This window comes from Rhodospirillum sp. A1_3_36, from assembly GCF_047263945.1.
Classification (GTDB): domain Bacteria; phylum Pseudomonadota; class Alphaproteobacteria; order Rhodospirillales; family Rhodospirillaceae; genus Rhodospirillum.
Window position 1 is genome coordinate 579,382 of the sequence record NZ_JBLAVB010000002.1, and the last position, 19,690, is coordinate 599,071.

General features: G+C 58.8%; 19 protein-coding genes. 16 read left to right on the forward strand and 3 right to left on the reverse strand.

Going from position 1 to position 19,690, the window contains the following annotated elements; all coding sequences use genetic code 11:
* Nucleotides 1-146: 146 nt before the first annotated feature.
* Nucleotides 147-443, reverse strand: coding sequence for a 4a-hydroxytetrahydrobiopterin dehydratase (locus ACLIRY_RS07140; RefSeq protein WP_413204669.1), 297 nt, complete (start codon nt 441-443; stop codon nt 147-149).
* Nucleotides 444-539: 96 nt separating this feature from the next.
* Here ACLIRY_RS07140 and ACLIRY_RS07145 point away from each other — a divergent pair, with 96 nt between their 5' ends.
* On the forward strand, nt 540-998 hold the full coding sequence (locus ACLIRY_RS07145; protein ID WP_413204670.1) for a metallopeptidase family protein: 459 nt from the start codon (nt 540-542) through the stop codon (nt 996-998).
* 74 nt (nt 999-1,072) lie between these two features.
* Nucleotides 1,073-3,502, forward strand: coding sequence for a Lon protease family protein (locus ACLIRY_RS07150; RefSeq protein WP_413204671.1), 2,430 nt, complete (start codon nt 1,073-1,075; stop codon nt 3,500-3,502).
* A 623-nt stretch (nt 3,503-4,125) separates the two neighbouring features.
* Here the strand turns inward: ACLIRY_RS07150 and ACLIRY_RS07155 are convergent.
* Nucleotides 4,126-5,295: a metallophosphoesterase gene (locus ACLIRY_RS07155; RefSeq protein WP_413204672.1), complete on the reverse strand. Its 1,170-nt coding sequence runs from the start codon at nt 5,293-5,295 to the stop codon at nt 4,126-4,128.
* A gap of 138 nt (nt 5,296-5,433) precedes the next feature.
* On the opposite strand from ACLIRY_RS07155, the gene ddpX reads away from it, so the two are divergent.
* A complete protein-coding gene (ddpX, locus tag ACLIRY_RS07160; RefSeq protein WP_413204673.1) occupies nt 5,434-6,000 on the forward strand; it encodes a D-alanyl-D-alanine dipeptidase in 567 nt (188 codons plus the stop codon).
* Complete coding sequence (locus tag ACLIRY_RS07165; protein ID WP_413204674.1) at nt 5,997-6,521, forward strand: GNAT family N-acetyltransferase; 525 nt, start codon at nt 5,997-5,999, stop codon at nt 6,519-6,521. Before ddpX ends, ACLIRY_RS07165 begins: the two co-directional genes overlap by 4 nt.
* 35 nt (nt 6,522-6,556) lie before the next feature.
* Here ACLIRY_RS07165 and ACLIRY_RS07170 read toward each other — a convergent pair whose 3' ends face one another.
* The gene (locus ACLIRY_RS07170) at nt 6,557-6,814 is read right to left on the reverse strand and encodes a sulfurtransferase TusA family protein (RefSeq protein ID WP_413204675.1); all 258 of its coding nucleotides are present in this window, start codon (nt 6,812-6,814) and stop codon (nt 6,557-6,559) included.
* A 95-nt stretch (nt 6,815-6,909) separates the two neighbouring features.
* On the opposite strand from ACLIRY_RS07170, the gene ACLIRY_RS07175 reads away from it, so the two are divergent.
* The 12 genes from ACLIRY_RS07175 (at nt 6,910) to trmB (ending at nt 19,536) form a co-directional block, all read left to right on the forward strand.
* Nucleotides 6,910-7,329: a MucR family transcriptional regulator gene (locus tag ACLIRY_RS07175; protein ID WP_413204676.1), complete on the forward strand. Its 420-nt coding sequence runs from the start codon at nt 6,910-6,912 to the stop codon at nt 7,327-7,329.
* A gap of 1,063 nt (nt 7,330-8,392) precedes the next feature.
* On the forward strand, nt 8,393-8,806 hold the full coding sequence (locus tag ACLIRY_RS07180) for a Fur family transcriptional regulator (RefSeq protein WP_413204677.1): 414 nt from the start codon (nt 8,393-8,395) through the stop codon (nt 8,804-8,806).
* A 93-nt stretch (nt 8,807-8,899) separates the two neighbouring features.
* Nucleotides 8,900-9,694, forward strand: coding sequence for a GNAT family N-acetyltransferase (locus ACLIRY_RS07185; protein WP_413204678.1), 795 nt, complete (start codon nt 8,900-8,902; stop codon nt 9,692-9,694).
* A gap of 54 nt (nt 9,695-9,748) precedes the next feature.
* A complete protein-coding gene (locus ACLIRY_RS07190; protein WP_413204679.1) occupies nt 9,749-10,636 on the forward strand; it encodes a lysophospholipid acyltransferase family protein in 888 nt (295 codons plus the stop codon).
* 288 nt (nt 10,637-10,924) lie between these two features.
* Nucleotides 10,925-12,313, forward strand: coding sequence for a tRNA (N6-isopentenyl adenosine(37)-C2)-methylthiotransferase MiaB (gene miaB / locus ACLIRY_RS07195; RefSeq protein WP_413204680.1), 1,389 nt, complete (start codon nt 10,925-10,927; stop codon nt 12,311-12,313).
* On the forward strand, nt 12,310-13,278 hold the full coding sequence (locus tag ACLIRY_RS07200; protein ID WP_413204681.1) for a PhoH family protein: 969 nt from the start codon (nt 12,310-12,312) through the stop codon (nt 13,276-13,278). Before miaB ends, ACLIRY_RS07200 begins: the two co-directional genes overlap by 4 nt.
* Nucleotides 13,268-13,855: an rRNA maturation RNase YbeY gene (ybeY, locus tag ACLIRY_RS07205; RefSeq protein ID WP_413204682.1), complete on the forward strand. Its 588-nt coding sequence runs from the start codon at nt 13,268-13,270 to the stop codon at nt 13,853-13,855. The genes ACLIRY_RS07200 and ybeY overlap by 11 nt, the downstream gene beginning before the upstream one ends.
* Nucleotides 13,852-14,829 (forward strand): hemolysin family protein, encoded by a 978-nt coding sequence (locus ACLIRY_RS07210; RefSeq protein WP_413204683.1) that lies wholly within the window; start codon nt 13,852-13,854, stop codon nt 14,827-14,829. Before ybeY ends, ACLIRY_RS07210 begins: the two co-directional genes overlap by 4 nt.
* A gap of 7 nt (nt 14,830-14,836) precedes the next feature.
* Nucleotides 14,837-16,405 (forward strand): apolipoprotein N-acyltransferase, encoded by a 1,569-nt coding sequence (gene lnt, locus ACLIRY_RS07215; protein ID WP_413204684.1) that lies wholly within the window; start codon nt 14,837-14,839, stop codon nt 16,403-16,405.
* A gap of 401 nt (nt 16,406-16,806) precedes the next feature.
* A complete protein-coding gene (locus ACLIRY_RS07220; protein WP_413204685.1) occupies nt 16,807-17,337 on the forward strand; it encodes a helix-turn-helix domain-containing protein in 531 nt (176 codons plus the stop codon).
* A 317-nt stretch (nt 17,338-17,654) separates the two neighbouring features.
* Nucleotides 17,655-18,824: a methionine adenosyltransferase gene (metK, locus tag ACLIRY_RS07225; RefSeq protein ID WP_413204686.1), complete on the forward strand. Its 1,170-nt coding sequence runs from the start codon at nt 17,655-17,657 to the stop codon at nt 18,822-18,824.
* Nucleotides 18,817-19,536, forward strand: a complete 720-nt coding sequence (gene trmB, locus ACLIRY_RS07230; RefSeq protein ID WP_413204687.1) for a tRNA (guanosine(46)-N7)-methyltransferase TrmB — start codon at nt 18,817-18,819, stop codon at nt 19,534-19,536. The genes metK and trmB overlap by 8 nt, the downstream gene beginning before the upstream one ends.
* Nucleotides 19,537-19,690: the final 154 nt, after the last annotated feature.

Consider the following 19,690-nt stretch of genomic DNA (forward strand, 5'->3'; position numbering starts at 1 on the left):
CAGGCGAACAGGTCCTTTCACTGGTCGGCGAAAGGACGATCAAAAGCGGATTTGGCGACCGGTCGGGGTAAAGGCGCCCGAGGGCGGTCAGAGGCGGCCCGGATCCACACCCTCTGCCATTGGGAAGGGGATGTGGATGATTTTTTCTAGCGGTCTTCGGCGATCTTGTCCATGGCCCGGGCCAGGGCGATGTCCTTTTCGGTGATCCCGCCGGCGTCGTGGGTGGAGAGCACGACTTCGACCCGGCGATAGACATTGAACCATTCGGGGTGGTGGTTCATGGATTCGGCGACCAGGGCGCAGCGGGTCATGAAGCCGAAGGCGGCGTTGAAATCGGCGAATTCGAAGGTCTTGGACAGGGCGTCCCGCCGGGGCAGTTCGCTCCAGCCGGACAGGGTTTTCAGGGCGTTGGCCCGGTCGGGGCCTTCCAGGCGGGGCGACATGGTTGTTTTCCCTTGTGGTGGGAGGGCTGAAAAACGATCTATGCACAACGTGGTCGTCCGGCTCGGGCGATCAACCCCTGTCCCATCGGAGTCCCCATGAGCACGGATCACACCGAGGTCACCCCTCCCTTCGCCGCGCCGCGCTTCACCACACCGCCAACGCTGGCGGAGATGGAGGAGATCGCCCAGGCGGCCTTCGATTCCATTCCTGCCTTTCTGCGGGACCGTTGCGCCGATGTGGTGGTCCGCTTCGAGGAATTCCCCGACGAGGACGTCCAGGAGGCCATGGGGTTGGAGACGCCCTTTGAACTGTTGGGTCTATATCAGGGGGTGTCCCTGGACCAGAAAAGCCTCCACGACCTGCCCAGGGAACCGGACATGGTCTTTCTGTACCGGTCGCCCCTGCTGGACTACTGGATCGAAACGGGCGAGGATCTCACGGATCTGGTCCGTCATGTGCTCATCCACGAAATCGGCCACCATTTCGGCTTTTCGGATGAAGATATGGAGAGGTTGGAGGGTCTGGCTGACGAGGACCAAGAAGACGAAGACTAAAAATCCGCCGGATGGTTTTCCCATCCGAAAACTGGACACCGTTCCGCTGCCCTGTTCCCGAGAGTTCCTGTTTCATGCCCCTTGCTCCTTTGCCCCCGTCTGCCTTGCGGCTGTCCTGCGACGCCGATGCCCTGCCCTTCGCCAGCACCGCCGAGTTGGCCCCTCTGGACGAACCCTTGGGCCAGGACCGCGCGGTGGAAGCCATTCGTTTTGCCATTGGAATGCAAAACCACGGCTATAATCTCTTCGCCCTGGGGCCGAAGGGGACGGGCAAGATGTCTCTGATCAGCCAGTTCTTGGCCGATGCCGCCCGGGACCGGCCCACGCCCGGGGATTGGGTCTATGTGCATAATTTTGACGATTCGGCACGCCCCCGGGCCCTGTGTTTGCCGCCCGGGCGGGCGGACTCTTTCCGCAAGCGGATGGACCGGTTGGTGGAAGACCTGGCCGTTGCCCTGCCTGCCGCCTTCGAGGGGGAAGACTTCCGGACCCGGGTCAAGGCCGTCGAAACGGCCCACGGGCGCCATCAGGAAGAGGTGATCAAGATCATGCGCGAGAAGGCGGAGGAACACTCCTTCCTTTTGGTGCGCACGGATGGCGGGTTGACCTTTGCCCCCGCCAAGGACGGAGAAGCCCTGACCCCGGAGGTCTACAACGCCCTGCCCGAGACCACGCGGGAAGAGATGACCGCCCATATGAAGGCCCTTCAGAAGGATTTGGAGGACAGCCTGAAGGACGTTCCCAAATGGGAAAAGGAACGGCGGGAGGCGATGAAGGCCGTCCTGCGGGACGTTGCCCGGGGTGCTGCGGAACATTTGATCGAGGAGATCCGTTGGGAATACTCCCAGATTCCAGCGGTTGTTTCACATCTGAACAGAATCCTTGACCATGTTGTGGACAACGTGGGCGAATTTCTGGGCAGCGAGGCCGAAGACGAGGAAGGCAGCCCCGCTGACAAGCAAAAGGCCAAGGCCCATGCCGTGGCCCAGGCGCGCAAGCGGCTCAAGGTCAATCCCCTGACCACCAATGGAACCAACCAGGGCGCGCCGGTCGTCGTGGAGGACAATCCCACCCAGCCCAATCTGATTGGCCGGGTGGAGCATCTGGTGCGGTTTGGTGCCCTGACTACGGATTTTACCCTGGTGAAGGCGGGGGCCCTCCATCGGGCCAACGGCGGCTTCCTGGTGCTGGAAGCGCGGCGTTTGCTCCTGTCGCCCTTCGCCTACGAGGACCTGAAGCGGGTATTGCGGGCCGGACAGGTGAAGATCGAGGCGCCGGGCCAGACCCACGGGGTGATGACCACCGTCACCCTGGAGCCGGAGCCGGTCCCCCTGGACGTGAAGGTGATCCTTCTGGGGGATGCGGAAACCTACTACTTGCTGTCCGAGGGGGATCCGGAGTTCCGCGAGTTGTTCAAGGTGGCCGCGGATTTCGATACCCATATGCAACGGAACGATAACGCGGTTCTCTCCCTCGCGCGTCTTCTGGCCGGTTTGGTGACCCGGGAGGCGTTGCGTCCCTTGGATCGCACGGGGATTGCCCGGCTGGTGGAACGGGCGGCGCGATTAGCCGAGGATTCGGGCAAGTTGACCGCCCATATGGGCAGTCTGACGGATCTGGTCCGGGAGGCGGACTATTTCGCGGCCCAGGACGGGAGCGAGAGGATTGAGGGATCCCATGTGACCGCCGCTGTAGTGGCCGAGGAGCGGCGGGACGGGCGTGTTCGGGACATGATGCTGGAGGAAATCGTCGAGGGCACCATCCGGGTGGAAACGGAAGGGGAGGTGGTCGGGCAGATCAACGGGCTGGCGGTCTATCACTTTGGTCGGATTGGCTTCGGCCGCCCCAGCCGGATCACTTGCGCCGCCCGGGTCGGCAGGGGAGAGGTGGTGGATATCGAGCGCGAGGTGGACCTCAGCGGTCCGCTGCACAGCAAGGGGGTACTGATCCTGTCGTCTTTTCTGGCCACCCGGTTTGCCGTGGATGGTCCTCTGAGCCTCTCGGCGAGTCTGGTCTTTGAGCAATCCTATGGGGAGATCGATGGGGACAGTGCGTCCTCTACGGAGCTGTATGCCCTGCTATCGGCCCTGGGAGAGGTCCCCATCCGCCAGAATTTGGCGGTGACGGGTTCGGTCGATCAGTTCGGCAATGTCCAACCCATCGGTGGTGTGAATGAAAAGGTGGAGGGATTTTTTGATGTTTGCCAAGCCAAAGGGTTGACCGGGGACCAGGGGGTTCTGATTCCCCGGACGAATGTCCGCCATTTGATGCTGCGACAGGACGTGGTCGACGCCTGCGCTGCCGGACGGTTCCATGTCTACGCCGTCCATACGGTGGATCAGGGCATCCGTCTGCTCACGGGTCTGGAGCCCGGTGAGCGGGGACGGGACGGTCATTTCCCCAAGGGCAGCCTGAACGACCGCGTGGCCAAGCGCCTCGACGCCTTCGCCCGCCGGGCCAATAGGGAGTATGGGGAGCGGACGGGCCGACGCACCAAGGTGTGAGGGGGCTGTCTTGCGCCCGCATCAAGGCGTCAAGATTATGTCCCTTGATGGGCTCCAGATTGGTTTGGATTTTTGTCCAATGGCCATGGCCAATCCCACCAGTGGGTGTCCAGGAGGGTCCTGATGGCCTCTTTATCGAAACGGGGCAAATGCCTCCAACCCCATTTTTCTTTTGTACCCCGCCCCCAACCGGGGCCTGAAGCCCCGGACCCCCATTTGTTTTTTACCAATGGGATCAAAAGGTTCGTGACCCTTTGCGGGTCTGGGCAGAGCCCAGCTACAGCGAAGCAGGGTTTCCGGATTTTCAAGGACACAGAGTATACAAAGAAGAGCTTGGGGCCTGGGGCCTTTCGGCCAATAAATGCCTGGGGTCTGGGGCCTTTCGGCCAATAAATGCCTAGGGTCTGGGGCCTTTCGGCCCCAGTGGGGGACGGGGCAAAGCCCCGTGACGGGAAAGCACCACTTGTCGTGTACCGTGCCAAGCTGATCCCGTTTCCCTCTCATACCAAGCGGCGCGGGTTGAAACCCAGGCCGCTTTTCTTGCGTTCAAACGCCAGGCGGGCTTTTACGCGCCATAAGGCGCGGCGGCCACTTGGCCGCTTCCAAGGTGCGGTGTGTCAAACTCACCGCACCTTGGTATAAGCCTTTCTAAGCGTGATCAAAGTAATCTCCGAGGGTGCACCAATCCGTTTCGGCGGCCCCCAGTATCCTGTCCCCCGGCTGACATAGACCCACATGCGGCCCCAGCGGTGGAGACCGGCTGTCAAAGGCTGTTGCATGCGAACAAAATAGTTCCAGGGCCAGATCTGGCCGCCATGGGTGTGGCCGGAAAGTTGAAGGTCGGCCCCTGCGGTGCTGGCCGCCTCGGCAGAGCGGGGTTGGTGGGCCAGCAGGATCCGGGGGGCGTTTTCGGGGGCGCCTTCCAAGGCTTTTACGGGATCGCTCGCCCATTTCGGGTCGTGGTGTCCTGCCGAAAAATCTTCCACTCCTGCGATCACCAGTGTGGCGCCATCGTGGTCCAAGGTCTTATGGGCGTTGCGTAGAACATGCATGCCCAATCCGGCAAAAGCCTTCATCCAGGGATCCGCGCCGGAATAGTACTCGTGATTTCCCGAGACAATGAAGGTGCCATGACGGGAATGCAGGTCACCCAGGGGCGCGACTTCTTTGAGGAGGTGGGGGACGCTGCCATCGACCACGTCGCCCGTAATGGCCACCATGTCCGGGACAAGCCCATTGGTCCGTTCGACCATGCGCCGAACCGACCCGCGTTTGATGGTTGAGCCAACGTGGATATCGGACAGTTGGGCGATGGTGAAGCCCTCGAGGGCCGGAGGTATATCCATGAGGGGAACGGAGATTCGGACCACGCGCGCCACTTTTCGGGCATTGATGAACCCGACGGCGGTGACCAGCAGGGAAAGACCGATGACCCCCAGGGCTGATTGTTCCGTCCAGGCTCGTGTGACTGGGATGAGAAGGGCCAGATCTCGTGCCAGAGTGAGCACGAAAAGGGAGGAAAACCAGCCCATGGCGAGGGTGCCTGCCCAGACCAACGGGTCTACCAGACGTCGCGGGGCGTAAAGGCGTGCCAGAGTACCAAAGGGAATGAGAACTGTAGACAGAACGCAATATCCCCCGCCCAGGGCCATGACGATGGGGCCTCCCGGCAAGTCGGGCACCAGCCGCAAGCCCACGTAAATGTGAGCGGGGGCGAAGACGGCGAGGATCCAGAAGGCAAAGCGAGCAACGCGGTCTCTGGATGTATTGGGGGAAGGGGCTGACGGTGACATGGCGCCCATATGGGAAAAGAGGAGGGCGACCGCCAGGAAAATCAGTGAGAGAAGGGGATTTTGGTTCCGTCTTGCCTGTTCTCCTGCTACCGGAAACCGCATTCGCCAAGCGACTGAAAAGAAGGAGCGTCCTGTCCCATGCTGACGGAAATAACCGAGGCAGACTATGGTGTCGAAATCGATATGGTTTATGCCACTGACCGGGTGTTCACCGGAAAGGCGGTCTATGGGCGGGGGGCCTGCTTTCTCCATCCGGAAGCGGCCGTTCTCCTTCGCCGTGCGGTGGATTTGGCGGGACGACAGGGGTTTCGCTTGCGGATCCTGGACGCTTTCCGTCCCTCGGAAGCCCAATGGGTGCTGTGGAACCATACGCCTGATCCGGCTTTTATCAGCGACCCCCGGCGCGGGTCGCCCCATTCCATGGGGGTCGCCGTCGATTTGACCCTGGTGGATAAGGCCAGCGGCGAGGTTTTGGACATGGGGACCGGGTTCGACGATCTGCGCCTCCAGTCCCACCATGGGGATACCTCAATTTCAGTTGAGGCCCAGCGGAATCGCCTCCTGTTGCTTGGGATCATGACAGCGGCAGATTGGGACTTCTTCCGGAACGAATGGTGGCATTATCAGCTTTTCCGGCCTCGGGGGCGGTATCCCGTGCTGACCGACAGTGCCGCCGGAACCCGATTGATGCCGGGGGCAGTATGATCGGTGGCCATGAGAGCGGAGTTGTCGGGGCCTGTTTCGAGGTCTTCATTCCCATTGGCGTCGTCCATGCCCCATTGCTCGAAGCCCTGCATACTGCAGTGTTCTCCCTGCGGGGGGAACGGGCGTGGAGCGCCGAGGAGTTTGAAACCCTCCTGGGAATGGAGGGCGTCTTCGGGGGCATCGCCGCAAGTACCGGGTCTGATCCAGAAGCCTTTGGGTTCGTCTTGGCGCGCAGCCTGGTGGGGGAAGCCGAGATCTTGACGATCGCCACCCGCCCAGACCAGCGCCGTAAGGGGGTAGGAGGCGCGCTGCTCGACTGGAGCCTGGTGGAAGCTGCCAGGCGTGGGGCGGAGGTTCTGTTCCTGGAGGTCGCAGCAGACAACAGACCAGCGCGGTCCCTCTACGAAGGGCGGCGCTTTCTCCTCCAGGGGCGGCGCAAGGGATATTATCAGCGGGGGTCGGAACGGATCGACGCCCTAGTCTTATCCAGAAGAGTGATGGTGGATACGAAAAAGACCTGAGGGAAATTGGCAGATAAGCTTTCAATCCAATTGGCTCATTTTTTCCGAATAAGGAGATGGTGTGTCCCGTCTGGACCTTCCCCTTCTTCGGGTATCAGAGAAAGAATCTCGTGACCCAATTCGGATGCCGATTGCGGAACGTTTTTCAGGGGCTCGCGGCCTTTTAGTCGGATGTCCACGCAATCACCGTGTTTCATTTTCTCTATCAAAAGTTTTGTCTTCACAAATGTCATCGGACAGACTTCGCCAGTGATGTCGATTGAAAAGCTCTTGTTACCCGATTGATTATCCATTCTGGTCTCTTTTTGCCTCATATTGATTATTGCTTCCATCGTAAAACCAAATTATGTAGGATCCGTCTCGCACTTAAATAAAGAAAGGCTGGTCAATGTCGTCACCGGTGAGTGAAAAAGAACTCGTTGAGCTTACCTCCACTATCGTTGCTGCGCATGTGGCAAACAACTCTGTGCCGTTGTCCGATTTGCCAGATTTGATCGCAAGCGTGTACAAGTCCCTCACCGAACTGGGGGCTGCGCCGACCGTCGTCGAGGAAAAGCCCCAGCCCGCCGTTCCCATTAAGAAGTCTGTTACCCAGGATTTCATCATTTGTCTGGAAGACGGCAAAAAGCTCAAGATGCTGAAGCGGCACTTGAAAACTGCTTATGGCATGACGCCGGAAGAATATCGGGAAAAGTGGGGTTTGCCCTCCGACTATCCCATGGTTGCTCCCAGCTATGCCGACCATCGCAGCTCTCTGGCGAAGAAGATTGGTTTGGGAACGCGGTCGCGCAAGGGTGTGGACGGCTGAGTTATCGGGATTTCGAGGCCGGGTTCAAAATTAGACCGAATGGCATTGGAGCCGATTGACTGTGAGTTCTTTGGTCCGGATTGAACCGATTGGTCCCTTTGGCAGGGCAGGTACCTGTTTTCCGATGACGCCGGAAAACAGGGTTCGCCTTTCTCCTCTCCAATCGGTTCCGTAGGGGAGCTTGCCGCTTTGATGGTCGCGGTCCCCCCCTCCCAGACGGTGCATTGGACTTTTGTTTCTGCGTCGGTCTTTTTCGGCTCCAGGCGCATTGATCGCTCAAAAGCGATGAGGTGCTAAGGACACAGGTTGAATAAGAGGCCAGAAGGGCTATGGGTTCGCTCTTTGAGGGCTGCCATGCCTCGACGAGAGAGGCAAAAGCAGTCGCGCACCCCATGGTCTGGTTCTGATGCGATTCAGCCTCGGAAAAAGCAACCTTCCAAGAGAATAACGACCATGGTCACTTTGATGTCATAGTACACGACAGTGTCTGGGATGTCATAGTACACGACAGTGTCTGGCATTTGTTGGGCGATTGCCCAAGCCCATTTGGGGGCGAATGCCCCCAAACCCCCATTTTTCTCTTACAAATAAGAGCTTGGGGCCTTGAGTGAGCACTCTAAACTCACTCTAGCACCAACTTTTCCCAACTCCGGCTAAAGCCTTCGTTTGGGTCGATGCGCTAGCTTTGGCTGTCGCCTTTGTTTTCGCACCGTGCACATTGTCTGCAGACCCTAAGCGAAAGGCGTGGTGAACGAACCTAGGGCACCCGCTTTTTCGTAGGCCAGGGATTTTTTCGGGTCATTGGAGTCCGTGAAACAGGGGGCGTTCCGAATACCCCTTTGACAGCATACCTTTTCAAGGGCGGCCTGGGCCGTTACGATGGGATTCTTGCAAAAGGGGCCAGCACGGCTTCTGCGGGACGCGTGGGTCTAATCGGGGCTGGTTGTTTCGGGCAAAGGGCTGATCTGCCGATGGCTCGCGCGGTCATTTGGGTATCTTGGCTTTCGAACTGTTTTGTTCGAAGGTATCCTTGGAAACAAGATTGTAAACGAGAGCGGGTCGGATGACGTCCAGTATCGAAAAGCGCTGCCTTGAACAGGGCATGAAAATGACTGAACAACGGCGGGTTATTGCCCGTGTTCTGTCAGAGGCGGTCGACCATCCCGATGTAGAGGAAGTCTATCGACGAGCAACGGAGATTGATCCGCGCATTTCCATTGCCACCGTCTATCGAACCGTGCGCTTGTTCGAGGAGGCGGGAATCCTGGAACGTCATGATTTCCGTGATGGTCGGTCCCGGTACGAGGAAGTGCAGGAGGAACATCACGATCATCTCATTGATCTGAATAGCGGGCATGTGATCGAATTTCATAGCGAGCGGATCGAAGAAATTCAGAAGGAAATTGCGCGCCAACTCGGTTATCGCTTGATTGGACACCGCTTGGAACTGTATGGCGTTCCCCTGGAAGAAAAGTAACGAGGCTGAAACCGGATCGGGGTCCGGGCGTCGCTCGGCGAATGGGGGAACGGCTTCGTTCTCGGGCGCGTGGTCAATCCTTGGGGTGCGGGTATGAATGTTCTTGGTGATCTTCGCGCCGGTGATTTGGAAGTCACCTTGGCCGAATCAGAGGCGGACGTGCAAGCGGCACTGTCCCTGCGGTACCGTGTGTTCTACGAAGAAATGGGAGCCAAGCCGACCGACGAGATGGCCGCGCGGCGTCAGGACTTCGACGCCTACGATGAAAGCGCGGACCATCTTCTGGTCTTGGACCATGAGCGGGGAACAGGACCGGAGCGTGTCGTCGGGTGCTATCGTTTGATGCGACGGGAGCATGTCCAAAAGACGGGCGCTTTTTACACTGCCGACGAATACGACATTTCCCCGATCGAGCTGCGCGGCGGAAATGTGATGGAGTTGGGGCGGTCCTGCGTGGATGCAAATTACCGAAATCGCTCCTCCATGCAACTGCTTTGGCGGGGCATTGCGGCCTACGTCTTCCGCCATGACGTGGACTTGATGTTTGGATGTGCCAGTCTGCATGGGACGGATCCGTCTGAGATGGCACCGCAACTCTCCTACCTGTACCACTATCACTTGGCGCCTGAGGCCCTCTGCCCGAAGGCGCTGCCCGAGCGCTATTCGACCATGGATCTGTTGCCTAAAGAGGCGATTGATGTCCGTCGAACCATGGCCTCCTTGCCGCCCTTGGTGAAGGGCTATCTGCGATTGGGTGGTTTCGTGGGCGATGGTGCGGTGGTGGACCACCAGTTCAACACCACCGATGTCTGCGTGATCGTCAAGACCGACCTGATTTCAGAAAAATATCACAAGCATTATGATAGGACAGCCCGCGATAACGGGTGACACCAAAGCGTGCTGTGACATCGGCATGCGAACAGTCTGCGGACAGGAGCTCCCATGTTTTCCGAAGCCACTGCTGTCGTCAGAGGGTTTTTGTTCCTTTCGTGGTCGCTGGTGGCGGTAATTCCTTACGCATTGCTGATGGTTGTGCGGTGGCGGTATCGGGAATTTGGCCTGTTCTATTGGAAGGTTGTGACGCGGATTTGCCGGGTCCGCGTTCGGGTTCAGGGAGCCTTGGCGACGGAGCGACCCGTTGTCGTCGTCTCCAACCATACCTCCTACATGGATATCGTTGTTCTGGGACGCCTGATTCCCGGGGTTTTTGTCGCTAAGTCAGAAGTTGGAGGGTGGCCCGTCTTCGGATGGATGGCCCGGTTGGCGCGAACGGTTTTTGTCGACCGCAAAAGGGGAAGTACGGCCCGTAACAAGGCGGAGATCGAAGGGCGTCTGGCTGAAGGCGAGCCTCTGATCCTGTTTCCGGAGGGGACCAGCAACGATGGCAATCGGGTCTACCGGTTCAAAAGCGCCCTTTTTTCGATCGCCGAAAATCCCGTCATCCTGAAAGGGGAGCGGGATCCCAGAGTGGTAACCGTGCAGCCGGTCTCTTTGGCCTATACCTGGGTTGACGGAGTTCCCGTCGGACGCGCTTGGCGGCCTATCTATGCGTGGTATGGGGATATGGATTTGGCGCCCCATCTGTTCCGCCTGTTGGGGTTTGGCACGGTCACGGTGGACGTGATTTTCCACGAACCGGTTCTGCTTTCTGATTTTGGTTCGCGGAAGGCCTTGTCGGACCATTGCCATACGGTTGTCGCCCGGGGTGTGGAGAAAGCCCTGACCGGCCGGTTGGACGAGCTTCCGATCCTCGCCTTGCCCCGCGCGACTGATCTGCCCCCATTGAGTGGGTCCCCCAAGAGTGGAGACGGGGTGGTTCCCGTTGTTTGAAGACTTCATTCGAATTGGGATCGGCCACCCTTGACTCGGGCTCGTCCAATGTTAGCTTGACAGATTAACATGACCCAACCGGATAAACGGGGACCCCAGTCCCTCCCGGGCGGCTCTCCGGAGAGTGCGTGTTAAAATTGGCGAAAGAATGGACGGCTAGAGGGAAACGGGATCAACTTGAGTCAAGCTGGCCCCGTTTTCCTCCCATTCTATAAGTTTTAGAGTATTCCGAGATCCAGAACCCAAGTTTCCAAGTTTAAGGACAAGGACGGCCAAAGCCGTAAAACAGTGGCGAAAAAGAAGCTCTATATCAAATCGTATGGATGCCAGATGAATGTCTATGACGCGGGCCGCATGGCTGACGTCATGGCACCTTTGGGGTTCGACGTCGTGGAGGCGCCTGACGGTGCGGACCTCGTCATTCTCAACACCTGTCATATCCGGGAAAAGGCCGCCGAAAAGGTGTTTTCCGATTTGGGTCGGCTGCGTCCACTGAAAGAGGGCAAGGCCGCCGAGGGGGGGCGCATGATGGTGGCCGTTGCCGGATGCGTGGCCCAGGCGGAAGGGGCGGAGTTGATGGCGCGTGCGCCCATCGTCGACATGGTTGTCGGACCCCAGGCCTATCACCGCCTGCCGGAAATGGTGGCAAAGGTCGAACGCCAGGCCGGACGCCAGATCGACACGGATTTTCCCGTTGAACCGAAGTTCGACTTTTTGCCAGCACCGAGGGCCTCCGGTCCGGCGGTGTTTGTCTCGATCCAGGAGGGGTGTGACAAGTTCTGCACCTTCTGTGTGGTTCCCTATACCCGTGGCGCAGAATACTCCCGCCCGGCCCAGGATATTCTTGTGGAGGTCAAGCGCCTCGCTAGCCAGGGCGCCCGTGAATTCACCCTGCTGGGCCAGAACGTCAACGCCTACCATGGCCAGGGTCTGGATGGCGGGGATTGGGGGTTGGGTCGGCTGGTGCGCGCGGTGGCCGAGATTGAGGGCGTGGACCGGATTCGCTACACCACCAGTCACCCGCGGGACGTGGACGACGATCTGATCGCCGCCCACCGGGAGGTGCCTGCGCTGACTCCCTTCATCCATCTGCCGGTGCAATCAGGGTCCGATCGGATCCTCCAGGCGATGAACAGGGGGCATACGGCAGCAGAATACCTTGCCATCATCGAACGCTTGCGGGCAGCGCGGGATGATATGGTCTTTTCATCGGATTTTATCGTGGGATTCCCCGGTGAGACCGAGGCGGATTATCAGGCGACTATGGATCTGATTGATCGGGTACGCTTCATTCAGGCCTTTTCCTTCAAATATAGTCCCCGCCCTGGAACTCCGGCTGCGGGAATGGGAGGGCAAGTGCCAGAGGAAGAAAAGTCCCGGCGCTTGATCGCTCTTCAGGCCCGCCTGACCGAAATCCAGAGTGCCTTCAATGGTGGGTGTCTGGGGCAGGAGATGGACGTGTTGTTCGACAGGCCGGGCCGCCATCCGGGCCAGCTCGTGGGGCGTTCCCCCTGGATGCAGCCGGTGCATGTGACGGCGCCGGAGATGGCCCTGGGGTCCATGGCCCGGGTTCGGGTGGTCAAGGCCAGTCCAAACAGCCTGGCGGGGGACGTGATCCCCGGCTCTATCCTTCCCGGCGTTGATGTCGGAGATTTTTCAAGGCGGGAGAGCGCGTGAGCGACGAAGAAACAAGGGTGACCCGGTCTTTTGACGACAACGGGGCCTTACAATTGGTGATCGGCGTCGCGGGGGAGAACCTCGACCGGCTGGAGGAAATTCTGGACATTAAGGTGGCCATGCGGGGCAACCGTCTGACCTTGGCTGGTCCGGTCGACCGTGTGGGCCATGGAACGGAGGCCCTGGAGGCCCTCTATGCCCGCGCCGTGAAGGGCGAAGTCTTGGAGCGGGGGGATGTGGACGCAGCGATTCGGCTGAGGGGAGACACGCCGATTCCAGTGGTGGCGATCAAGACCCGCAAGCGGGAAATCAAGGCCCGCTCGCCGGTTCAGGCCCAGTACCTTCAGGCCATGGAATCCCACGAGCTGGTCTTCGGTTCCGGACCTGCTGGGACGGGAAAAACCTATCTGGCCGTTGCCATGGCCGTGTCCATGTTTCTCCAGCGTCGGGTGGAGCGGTTGATTCTCTCCCGCCCTGCGGTGGAGGCCGGGGAGCGGATCGGCTTTCTACCGGGTGATATGCGCGACAAGGTGGATCCCTACCTGCGACCCATGTATGACGCCCTCTACGACATGCTGCCCGGCGACGAGGTCATGAAACGGCTGGAGTCCGGAGAGTTCGAGGTGGCGCCCCTGGCTTTCATGCGTGGCCGGACACTGGCCAACGCCTTCGTTATCCTTGACGAAGCTCAGAACACCACTCCCACCCAGATGAAGATGTTTCTCACTCGGTTGGGCGAGAACTCGCGGATGGTCATTACCGGCGACGTCAGCCAGATCGATTTGCCCCTGGGTGCCAAGTCCGGTCTGAAAGACGCCCTGGATGTTCTGTCCGGCGACCCCGCCATTGGCTTCACGACGTTTACCCACAAGGATGTGGTTCGCCACGACCTTGTGACACGCATCGTCCGGGCCTATGACCGGCGGGATGGAACCTTGAATACGGCGAATAGCCATGAACAGTGATCCCGACGCCTATCCGCTGACCCTTCTGTCCGAGGTGGAGGATCCCAGGTGGGGTGAGGCTTTTCCGGGCGGAGAAGAGGCCCTTCTCACTCTGGTGGACCGGGCGGTGCGGGCTGCGGTGGTCGCGGGCGATCCAGGCGGCCAGGAGATTCCGAAGGGAACGCCCCTGGAAATGAGCCTGGTGCTTGCCGACGATGCCCGTGTTCGCGCGCTGAACCGGGATTACCGGAATAAGGACAAGGCCACCAATGTCCTGTCCTTCGCCTCGCTGGACGTCGAAGAGCCCCTCCCCGTTCCGGGCGAAACCTTGCCTTTGGGGGATGTGATCCTTGCCCTGGAAACCGTGGTGGGGGAAGCGGAAGGGCGGGGGGTTCCCCTGAGCGATCATCTTTTTCATCTTGTGGTGCACGGTGTTCTCCACTTATTGGGGTATGATCACGAGGACGACGAAGAAGCCCGGGAAATGGAATCTCTGGAAACGGCCATTCTGGCCGCAGAGGGTCTGGAAGATCCTTACGAGGGGACCCTTCCCGATGGCGAAGGACGCGAAAACGATATGGAGCACGAAAGGCAATGAACGGCGGTGACAGGATTCGGTCCGGTGAGGGATCGGATCTGGTGACGGCGCGGGAGGAAGACCCTCACGAACGGTCGAGCGATCGGTCTCATGACCGGTCGCTCGACCGCCAAGAAGGACCAGCCAAAGGGGGGCTGGGAGGATTCCTGAGGGGTGTTTTCCGTAGCCGGAATGGGGACACAAGTCTCAGGGAAACCCTGGATGAATTGATCGAGGAAAGGGGAGAGGATTCGGACCTGCCCATCACCGATCACGAACGGGTTTTGTTGGGAAACATCCTGCATCTGCGCGACCTGACTGTCGCTGATATCATGGTTCCCCGGGCAGATGTCATTGCCATCGACGTGGCCACACCTTTTGAAACGGTGATTGCGCGGATTTCCGAATGTGGGCATTCCCGTTTGCCGGTCTTCCGGGACAGCTTGGACAATGCCCTGGGTATGGTTCATATCAAGGACATCGTCCGCCACGACGCCCAATCTACCAGCGAGGATTTATCCGCTGTGGTGCGGGAAATCCTGTTCGCCGCCCCCAGTGCCAGAGTTCTGGACCTGCTGTTGGAGATGCGGTTGAAGCGGACCCATATGGCTTTGATCGTGGATGAATATGGGGGCATCGACGGCTTGGTGACCATTGAGGATCTGGTCGAACAAATCGTCGGGGAAATCGAGGACGAGCACGATCTGAGCGACGAACCGGAGATGGTGACCCTGGACGATGGGGCCATCGACGCGGATGCACGGGTGGATCTGGAAGATTTCGAAACCCGATATGGAACCCTGTTCACGGATGAGGAGCGGGAGGAAGTTGATACATTGGGTGGGTTGGTGTTTCGCCTCGCTGGGCGCGTTCCTGCCCGGGGGGAATTGATCGTACGCGAGGGGGGGCCGGAATTTGAAGTGATCGACGCCGACCCCAGGCGTATAAAGCGTTTGCGTATTCGCGACCTGCCACCGCCGCTGCACGAGGACTGAGCAAACCGTGATCACTCGTATTGCCACCCGTGTTCGCGCCCTGAGTGGTTGGCGAGCCCATGGGGTTGTTCTGGTCGCTGGCCTGCTTGGCGCTTTGGCCCTTCCGCCCATTTACATCTCGCCGATTCTACTTGTCGTGTTCCCCCTGCTGATCTGGCGGATGGATGTCACCCGGGGGTGGCGCGGTGCCTTTGGATTGGGTTGGCTGTTCGGTTTGGGCTACTTCATGGGCATGACCCATTGGGTTGGTGCGGCCATGTTGGTGGATATCGCCACCTTTGGGTGGCTGTTGCCCATCGCGGTGGTCGGTTTGGCGGCTATCCTGGGTCTGTTTCCCGCGGTGACCCTCGCCCTTGTCCGTCCCTTGTGGCGGGCGGGCCATCCGGCGCGGGTGCTCCTCATGGCCGCAGCCTGGGGATTGGGGGAGTGGATTCGGACATGGGGGTTGACGGGATTTCCCTGGGCACCCCTTGGTATGACCTGGATGCCCTTCGACGGTATACTCCAGTCGGCGTCCTGGTTCGGTGTGCTTGGTCTGTCGCTGATGACCGCCTTGGTTGCCTGTGCGCCGGTTTTGTTGGAGGAGTCACTCTCTCGGCGGATGGCCTGGAGCCTGCTGGTTCTGACCCTATTTTTGCCCTTGGCTCTGGAGGGTTTGGGGCAATTGCGCCTTGCTGCTCTCGAGGGGGAGGAGGGGGGAGACCCTCTGCTCACCGTCCGCTTGGTGCAACCGTCAATTCCTCAAACGGACAAGTGGAATCGAGAACTTATGGTTGGCAATCTGCGGCGCTATATTGCCATGAGCCGATTGCCCGGGCTGGATAAGGTCGATGTGGTCGTGTGGGGAGAGACCGCCGTTCCCTATGCAATCGACCGAATGGCTGATGTCCGCGCTGCCCTGGCCGAGGCGGTCCCTCCTGGGGGGATTCTGATCACTGGGGCTCCCAGGGTGTCGGGGGAAGGCGAGAACCGGGCCTTCTATAACAGTCTGTTTGCCTTGGATGGATCCGGCCAGGTTGTCGCTGTTTTTGATAAGTTTCATCTGGTGCCCTTCGGAGAGTACGTCCCCTTTGGCGAGTATTTACCCCTGGATAAGATCACGGTCGGAGCTGGGGATTTTTCACCAGGGCCGGGGCCGAGGACTTTAGATATCGGGGACCTACCGCCGGTATCGCCTTTGATCTGCTATGAAGTGATTTTTCCTGGCGCGGTGGTGGATCCTATGGCGGAGCGACCACAATGGCTCTTAAATCTGACAAATGATGGATGGTATGGTCGGTCTACTGGACCGTATCAGCACTTTCAGATCGCCCGCATGCGCGCGATCGAAGAAGGACTCCCCATCGTCCGGGTGGCAAATACGGGAATATCTGGTGTCGTTTCTCCCCTTGGCCAAGTATCTGCTCTACTTGGCCTCTATGAGGAAGGCATTTTAGATTTGGAAGTGCCTAAACCTGTTCAGGAAAGGACGATTTTTTCTCGATTTGGCAACAAAATACCAGTGATTTTTTCACTTATTATTTGCGCTTTTGGTGTTTTTTTGCAAAAGAGAAAGGTAAAATATAATAAAATATAGATAGGTAATTTGTGTTGTTGAAATACTCTTCCTTGGCCACGGCATTTTTTCTGCATATTAACCCTGTGGTCAACATTCTTGACCCTTCGTGGGGCTCCGTGTTAGAACCGTTTTAGTGTAAACCATTAGATTCCCCCTCTAGAGTGAAGTTGGATCCGATTCATCTCATCGGATCCAACTTCACTCTCGTTATGGCTGCGTCGGCGTAAGGGTGGTTCTGTCAGTGCTCCGGAATATCTGTGGGACAGTGCAGGAGCAGAATCCTGGATTGGGTGTTCCTTCCCTTTGGGGGCGAGTCATCCCGTCTCTTTGGGTGCCAAAATGCCGATGTTGGATTGGGGCGCCCTCAAGGTCCATTGATGGGCGGGACTTTGACAGAGAGTAGGAGTGTGGGGCGAGTGATGAATGATCCTGATCGGTTCGGCGCCGAACAGATGGAAGTCGATGGCCAGGTGCGCAAATCTTCGCGGGGACGCACACCATCAGGGAAACCCAATCCCGTCGACGTTCATGTCGGAGGACGCGTGCGTTTGCGGCGGACTCTGATGGGATTGAGCCAAGAGCGTCTGGGCGAGGCGATCGGATTGACCTTTCAGCAAGTTCAAAAATATGAACGGGGTGCGAACCGAATTGGTGCCAGTCGCCTTTGGGACCTCAGTCGTGTTTTGGACGTATCCATGTCCTATTTCTTCGAGGAAATGGGGGAGGAGACGGCCCAGTACAGCCCAATGAATATTGCTCAATGTCCCGGAGAGCCACGGGAAATGGATTCAGATCCGATGAGCAAGCGGGAAACATTGGAGCTTGTTCGGGCATATTATAAAATCACTGATTCATCGGTGCGAAAGCGGGTTTTTGAATTGACCAAAACCTTGGCCGCCACTGCGGAGAGCGAGGAGATGGGTGTTTTGGAAGAGCCCGCCACTCGATAAGTCTCGCCATAGGGGTCGGCAGAGACGTTTGGTGTTTTCTTTCGGACGCGATTCTTTACTGGCGCGCTCTGACTCCGAGTAGTCAAGCGTAGTCCGCATGATGGCGGGCGACGTCTCCCCGAAGTCTATTTGCCTAGAGTACCTTCGAGATCAAGGTACTCTAAACTCACTCTCGGCCTTCGGCAGGATTTTAGGCAGAAGCACGCCGTTCTATCCTCTTGTCTTCCCGCTACGGTCGTGCCAAAAAGCACGCTTTATGATCGCACCCCTGAACCTTTACCGGTTGCCTTCGGGCCCGGCGTTGGAGGAAAGAACCAGTGGCTCAATCCGATTACCTGTTTACCAGCGAATCCGTGTCCGAGGGTCATCCCGACAAGGTCTGTGACAAGATTTCCGATTCTATTGTTGATGCTTTTCTTGCTGCGGATCCCTACGCGCGTGTGGCTTGCGAAACACTCGCAACCACGAATTTCGTGGTCCTTGCGGGCGAGGTCCGTGGTCCCGACAGTCTGACCCACGATGTCTTCAAGGATATCGCCCGGCAGGCCATCAAGGACATCGGGTACGAGCAGCACGGATTCCACTGGAAGGATGCGGAAATCGTTTCCCACTTGCATTCCCAATCCGTGGACATCGCCGTGGGGGTGGATGCTGCCGGGAATAAGGACGAAGGTGCCGGTGACCAGGGCATCATGTTCGGCTACGCCTGCACTGAGACCGAGGAGCTGATGCCTGCTCCCATCGCCTATTCCCACGCCATTCTGAAGTCCATCGCCGACCAACGTCACGGCGGCGATACTCGCTTCGGGCCAGACTCCAAAAGCCAGGTGACCCTACGCTACGTCGACGGCAAGCCCGTTGGCGCCACCAGTGTTGTGGTTTCCACCCAGCACGGCGAAGCGGTGTCCCAGGAAGAGATCCGCGAACTGGTCCGCCCCCATGTTCTGAAAATCCTCCCCGAAGGCTGGATGTGTCCGGAAGAGGAGTTCTATGTGAACCCCACCGGGCGGTTCGTGATCGGTGGTCCTGACGGCGATTGCGGTCTGACCGGTCGGAAGATCATCGTCGATACCTATGGCGGTGCTGCTCCGCACGGTGGCGGCGCCTTCTCCGGTAAGGATCCCACAAAGGTGGACCGGTCTGCCGCCTATGCCTCGCGCTATCTGGCCAAGAACGTGGTTGCCGCCGGTCTGGCCGACAAATGCGTCATCCAGGTCTCCTACGCGATTGGCGTGTCCAAGCCGCTCTCCGTTTATGTAAACACCATGGATACCGGGCAGGTGGACGAAGCCCGTCTGGCCAAGGTTCTGCAGGAGCTGATGGACCTGTCGCCGCGTGGTATCCGCGAACATCTGAACCTGTCCCGCCCGATCTACGCCCGAACCGCAGCCTATGGCCACTTTGGTCGCAAGCCCGAGGCCGACGGTGGCTTCTCTTGGGAGCGGACCGATTTGGTGGATGGTCTGAAGACCGCTTTCGGTGCCTGATTTCGGCTCTGGAGACGAGCAGTTCCACGGTCGGCGCAAGGGAAAACCCCTGCGCGCCGGCCGTCGGCTTTTGTGGGATACTCTGCTGCCCCGACTGACTTTGCCTATTGAAGGGCTGTCAGATGGGGAGTTGCTTGATCCTGCGACGCTGTTCGAGGAAAAAAAGAAATCTTATTGGCTGGAAATCGGTTTTGGCGGCGGGGAACATCTCACCGCTCAGGCTCGGGCCAATCCGGATGTGGGTTTGATCGGTTCGGAGGTCTTCGAATACGGGGTGGGGAAGGCCCTTTCCCAGATCGAAGAGTCGGGGCTGGTGAATGTGCGCCTTTGGCCCGAAGACGTGCGGGCGGTCCTGCCTCGCTTGCCTGATGGCTGTCTGGACCGATTGTTTGTCTTGTTTCCCGATCCGTGGCCCAAGACCCGGCACGCCAAGCGCCGTATGATCCAGCCCGGGCGTTTGACAGAGTTCGCCCGCCTTCTCAAGGATGGGGGAGAGCTGCGTGTCGCCAGCGACGACCCAACCTACCAACATTGGGCTTTGATGCACGGAACCGGCCATTCCCAATTCAAATGGATGGCTAAAGTCCCCGCCGACTGGAAGGGGCGGCCCAGTGACTGGGTCGAGACCCGATATGAGGCTAAGGCCCTCGCCGCTGGGCGGATTCCCATTTATATGGTCTTCCGGCGTCTGCCCCGCGCTGAAGTTGGATGATCGCGTCGGGTCATTCATGTGAAAGCCTTGTGATTTTTTCCCATTGGCGTTATATAGACGCCAGACATCTTCTTGACATGGTCCAATCTGGACTAGCGGGGGGTGGGCCATTGGCCCACCTTTTTTGTTTTCCGAAGCACGCGATTTTTGTGCT

Excerpts from the sequence above, each read along its gene's own strand:
- ACLIRY_RS07175 (WP_413204676.1), top strand. The coding sequence starts at position 6,910 with ATGTCGTCACCGGTGAGTGAAAAAGAACTCGTTGAGCTTACCTCCACT.
- ACLIRY_RS07140 (WP_413204669.1), bottom strand. The coding sequence starts at position 443 with ATGTCGCCCCGCCTGGAAGGCCCCGACCGGGCCAACGCCCTGAAAACC.
- ACLIRY_RS07180 (WP_413204677.1), top strand. The coding sequence starts at position 8,393 with ATGACGTCCAGTATCGAAAAGCGCTGCCTTGAACAGGGCATGAAAATG.
- ACLIRY_RS07150 (WP_413204671.1), top strand. The coding sequence starts at position 1,073 with ATGCCCCTTGCTCCTTTGCCCCCGTCTGCCTTGCGGCTGTCCTGCGAC.
- ACLIRY_RS07170 (WP_413204675.1), bottom strand. The coding sequence starts at position 6,814 with ATGGATAATCAATCGGGTAACAAGAGCTTTTCAATCGACATCACTGGC.
- ACLIRY_RS07210 (WP_413204683.1), top strand. The coding sequence starts at position 13,852 with ATGAACGGCGGTGACAGGATTCGGTCCGGTGAGGGATCGGATCTGGTG.
- ACLIRY_RS07190 (WP_413204679.1), top strand. The coding sequence starts at position 9,749 with ATGTTTTCCGAAGCCACTGCTGTCGTCAGAGGGTTTTTGTTCCTTTCG.
- ACLIRY_RS07155 (WP_413204672.1), bottom strand. The coding sequence starts at position 5,295 with ATGTCACCGTCAGCCCCTTCCCCCAATACATCCAGAGACCGCGTTGCT.
- ddpX (WP_413204673.1), top strand. The coding sequence starts at position 5,434 with ATGCTGACGGAAATAACCGAGGCAGACTATGGTGTCGAAATCGATATG.
- ACLIRY_RS07165 (WP_413204674.1), top strand. The coding sequence starts at position 5,997 with ATGATCGGTGGCCATGAGAGCGGAGTTGTCGGGGCCTGTTTCGAGGTC.
- ACLIRY_RS07145 (WP_413204670.1), top strand. The coding sequence starts at position 540 with ATGAGCACGGATCACACCGAGGTCACCCCTCCCTTCGCCGCGCCGCGC.
- ACLIRY_RS07185 (WP_413204678.1), top strand. The coding sequence starts at position 8,900 with ATGAATGTTCTTGGTGATCTTCGCGCCGGTGATTTGGAAGTCACCTTG.
- ybeY (WP_413204682.1), top strand. The coding sequence starts at position 13,268 with ATGAACAGTGATCCCGACGCCTATCCGCTGACCCTTCTGTCCGAGGTG.
- ACLIRY_RS07220 (WP_413204685.1), top strand. The coding sequence starts at position 16,807 with ATGAATGATCCTGATCGGTTCGGCGCCGAACAGATGGAAGTCGATGGC.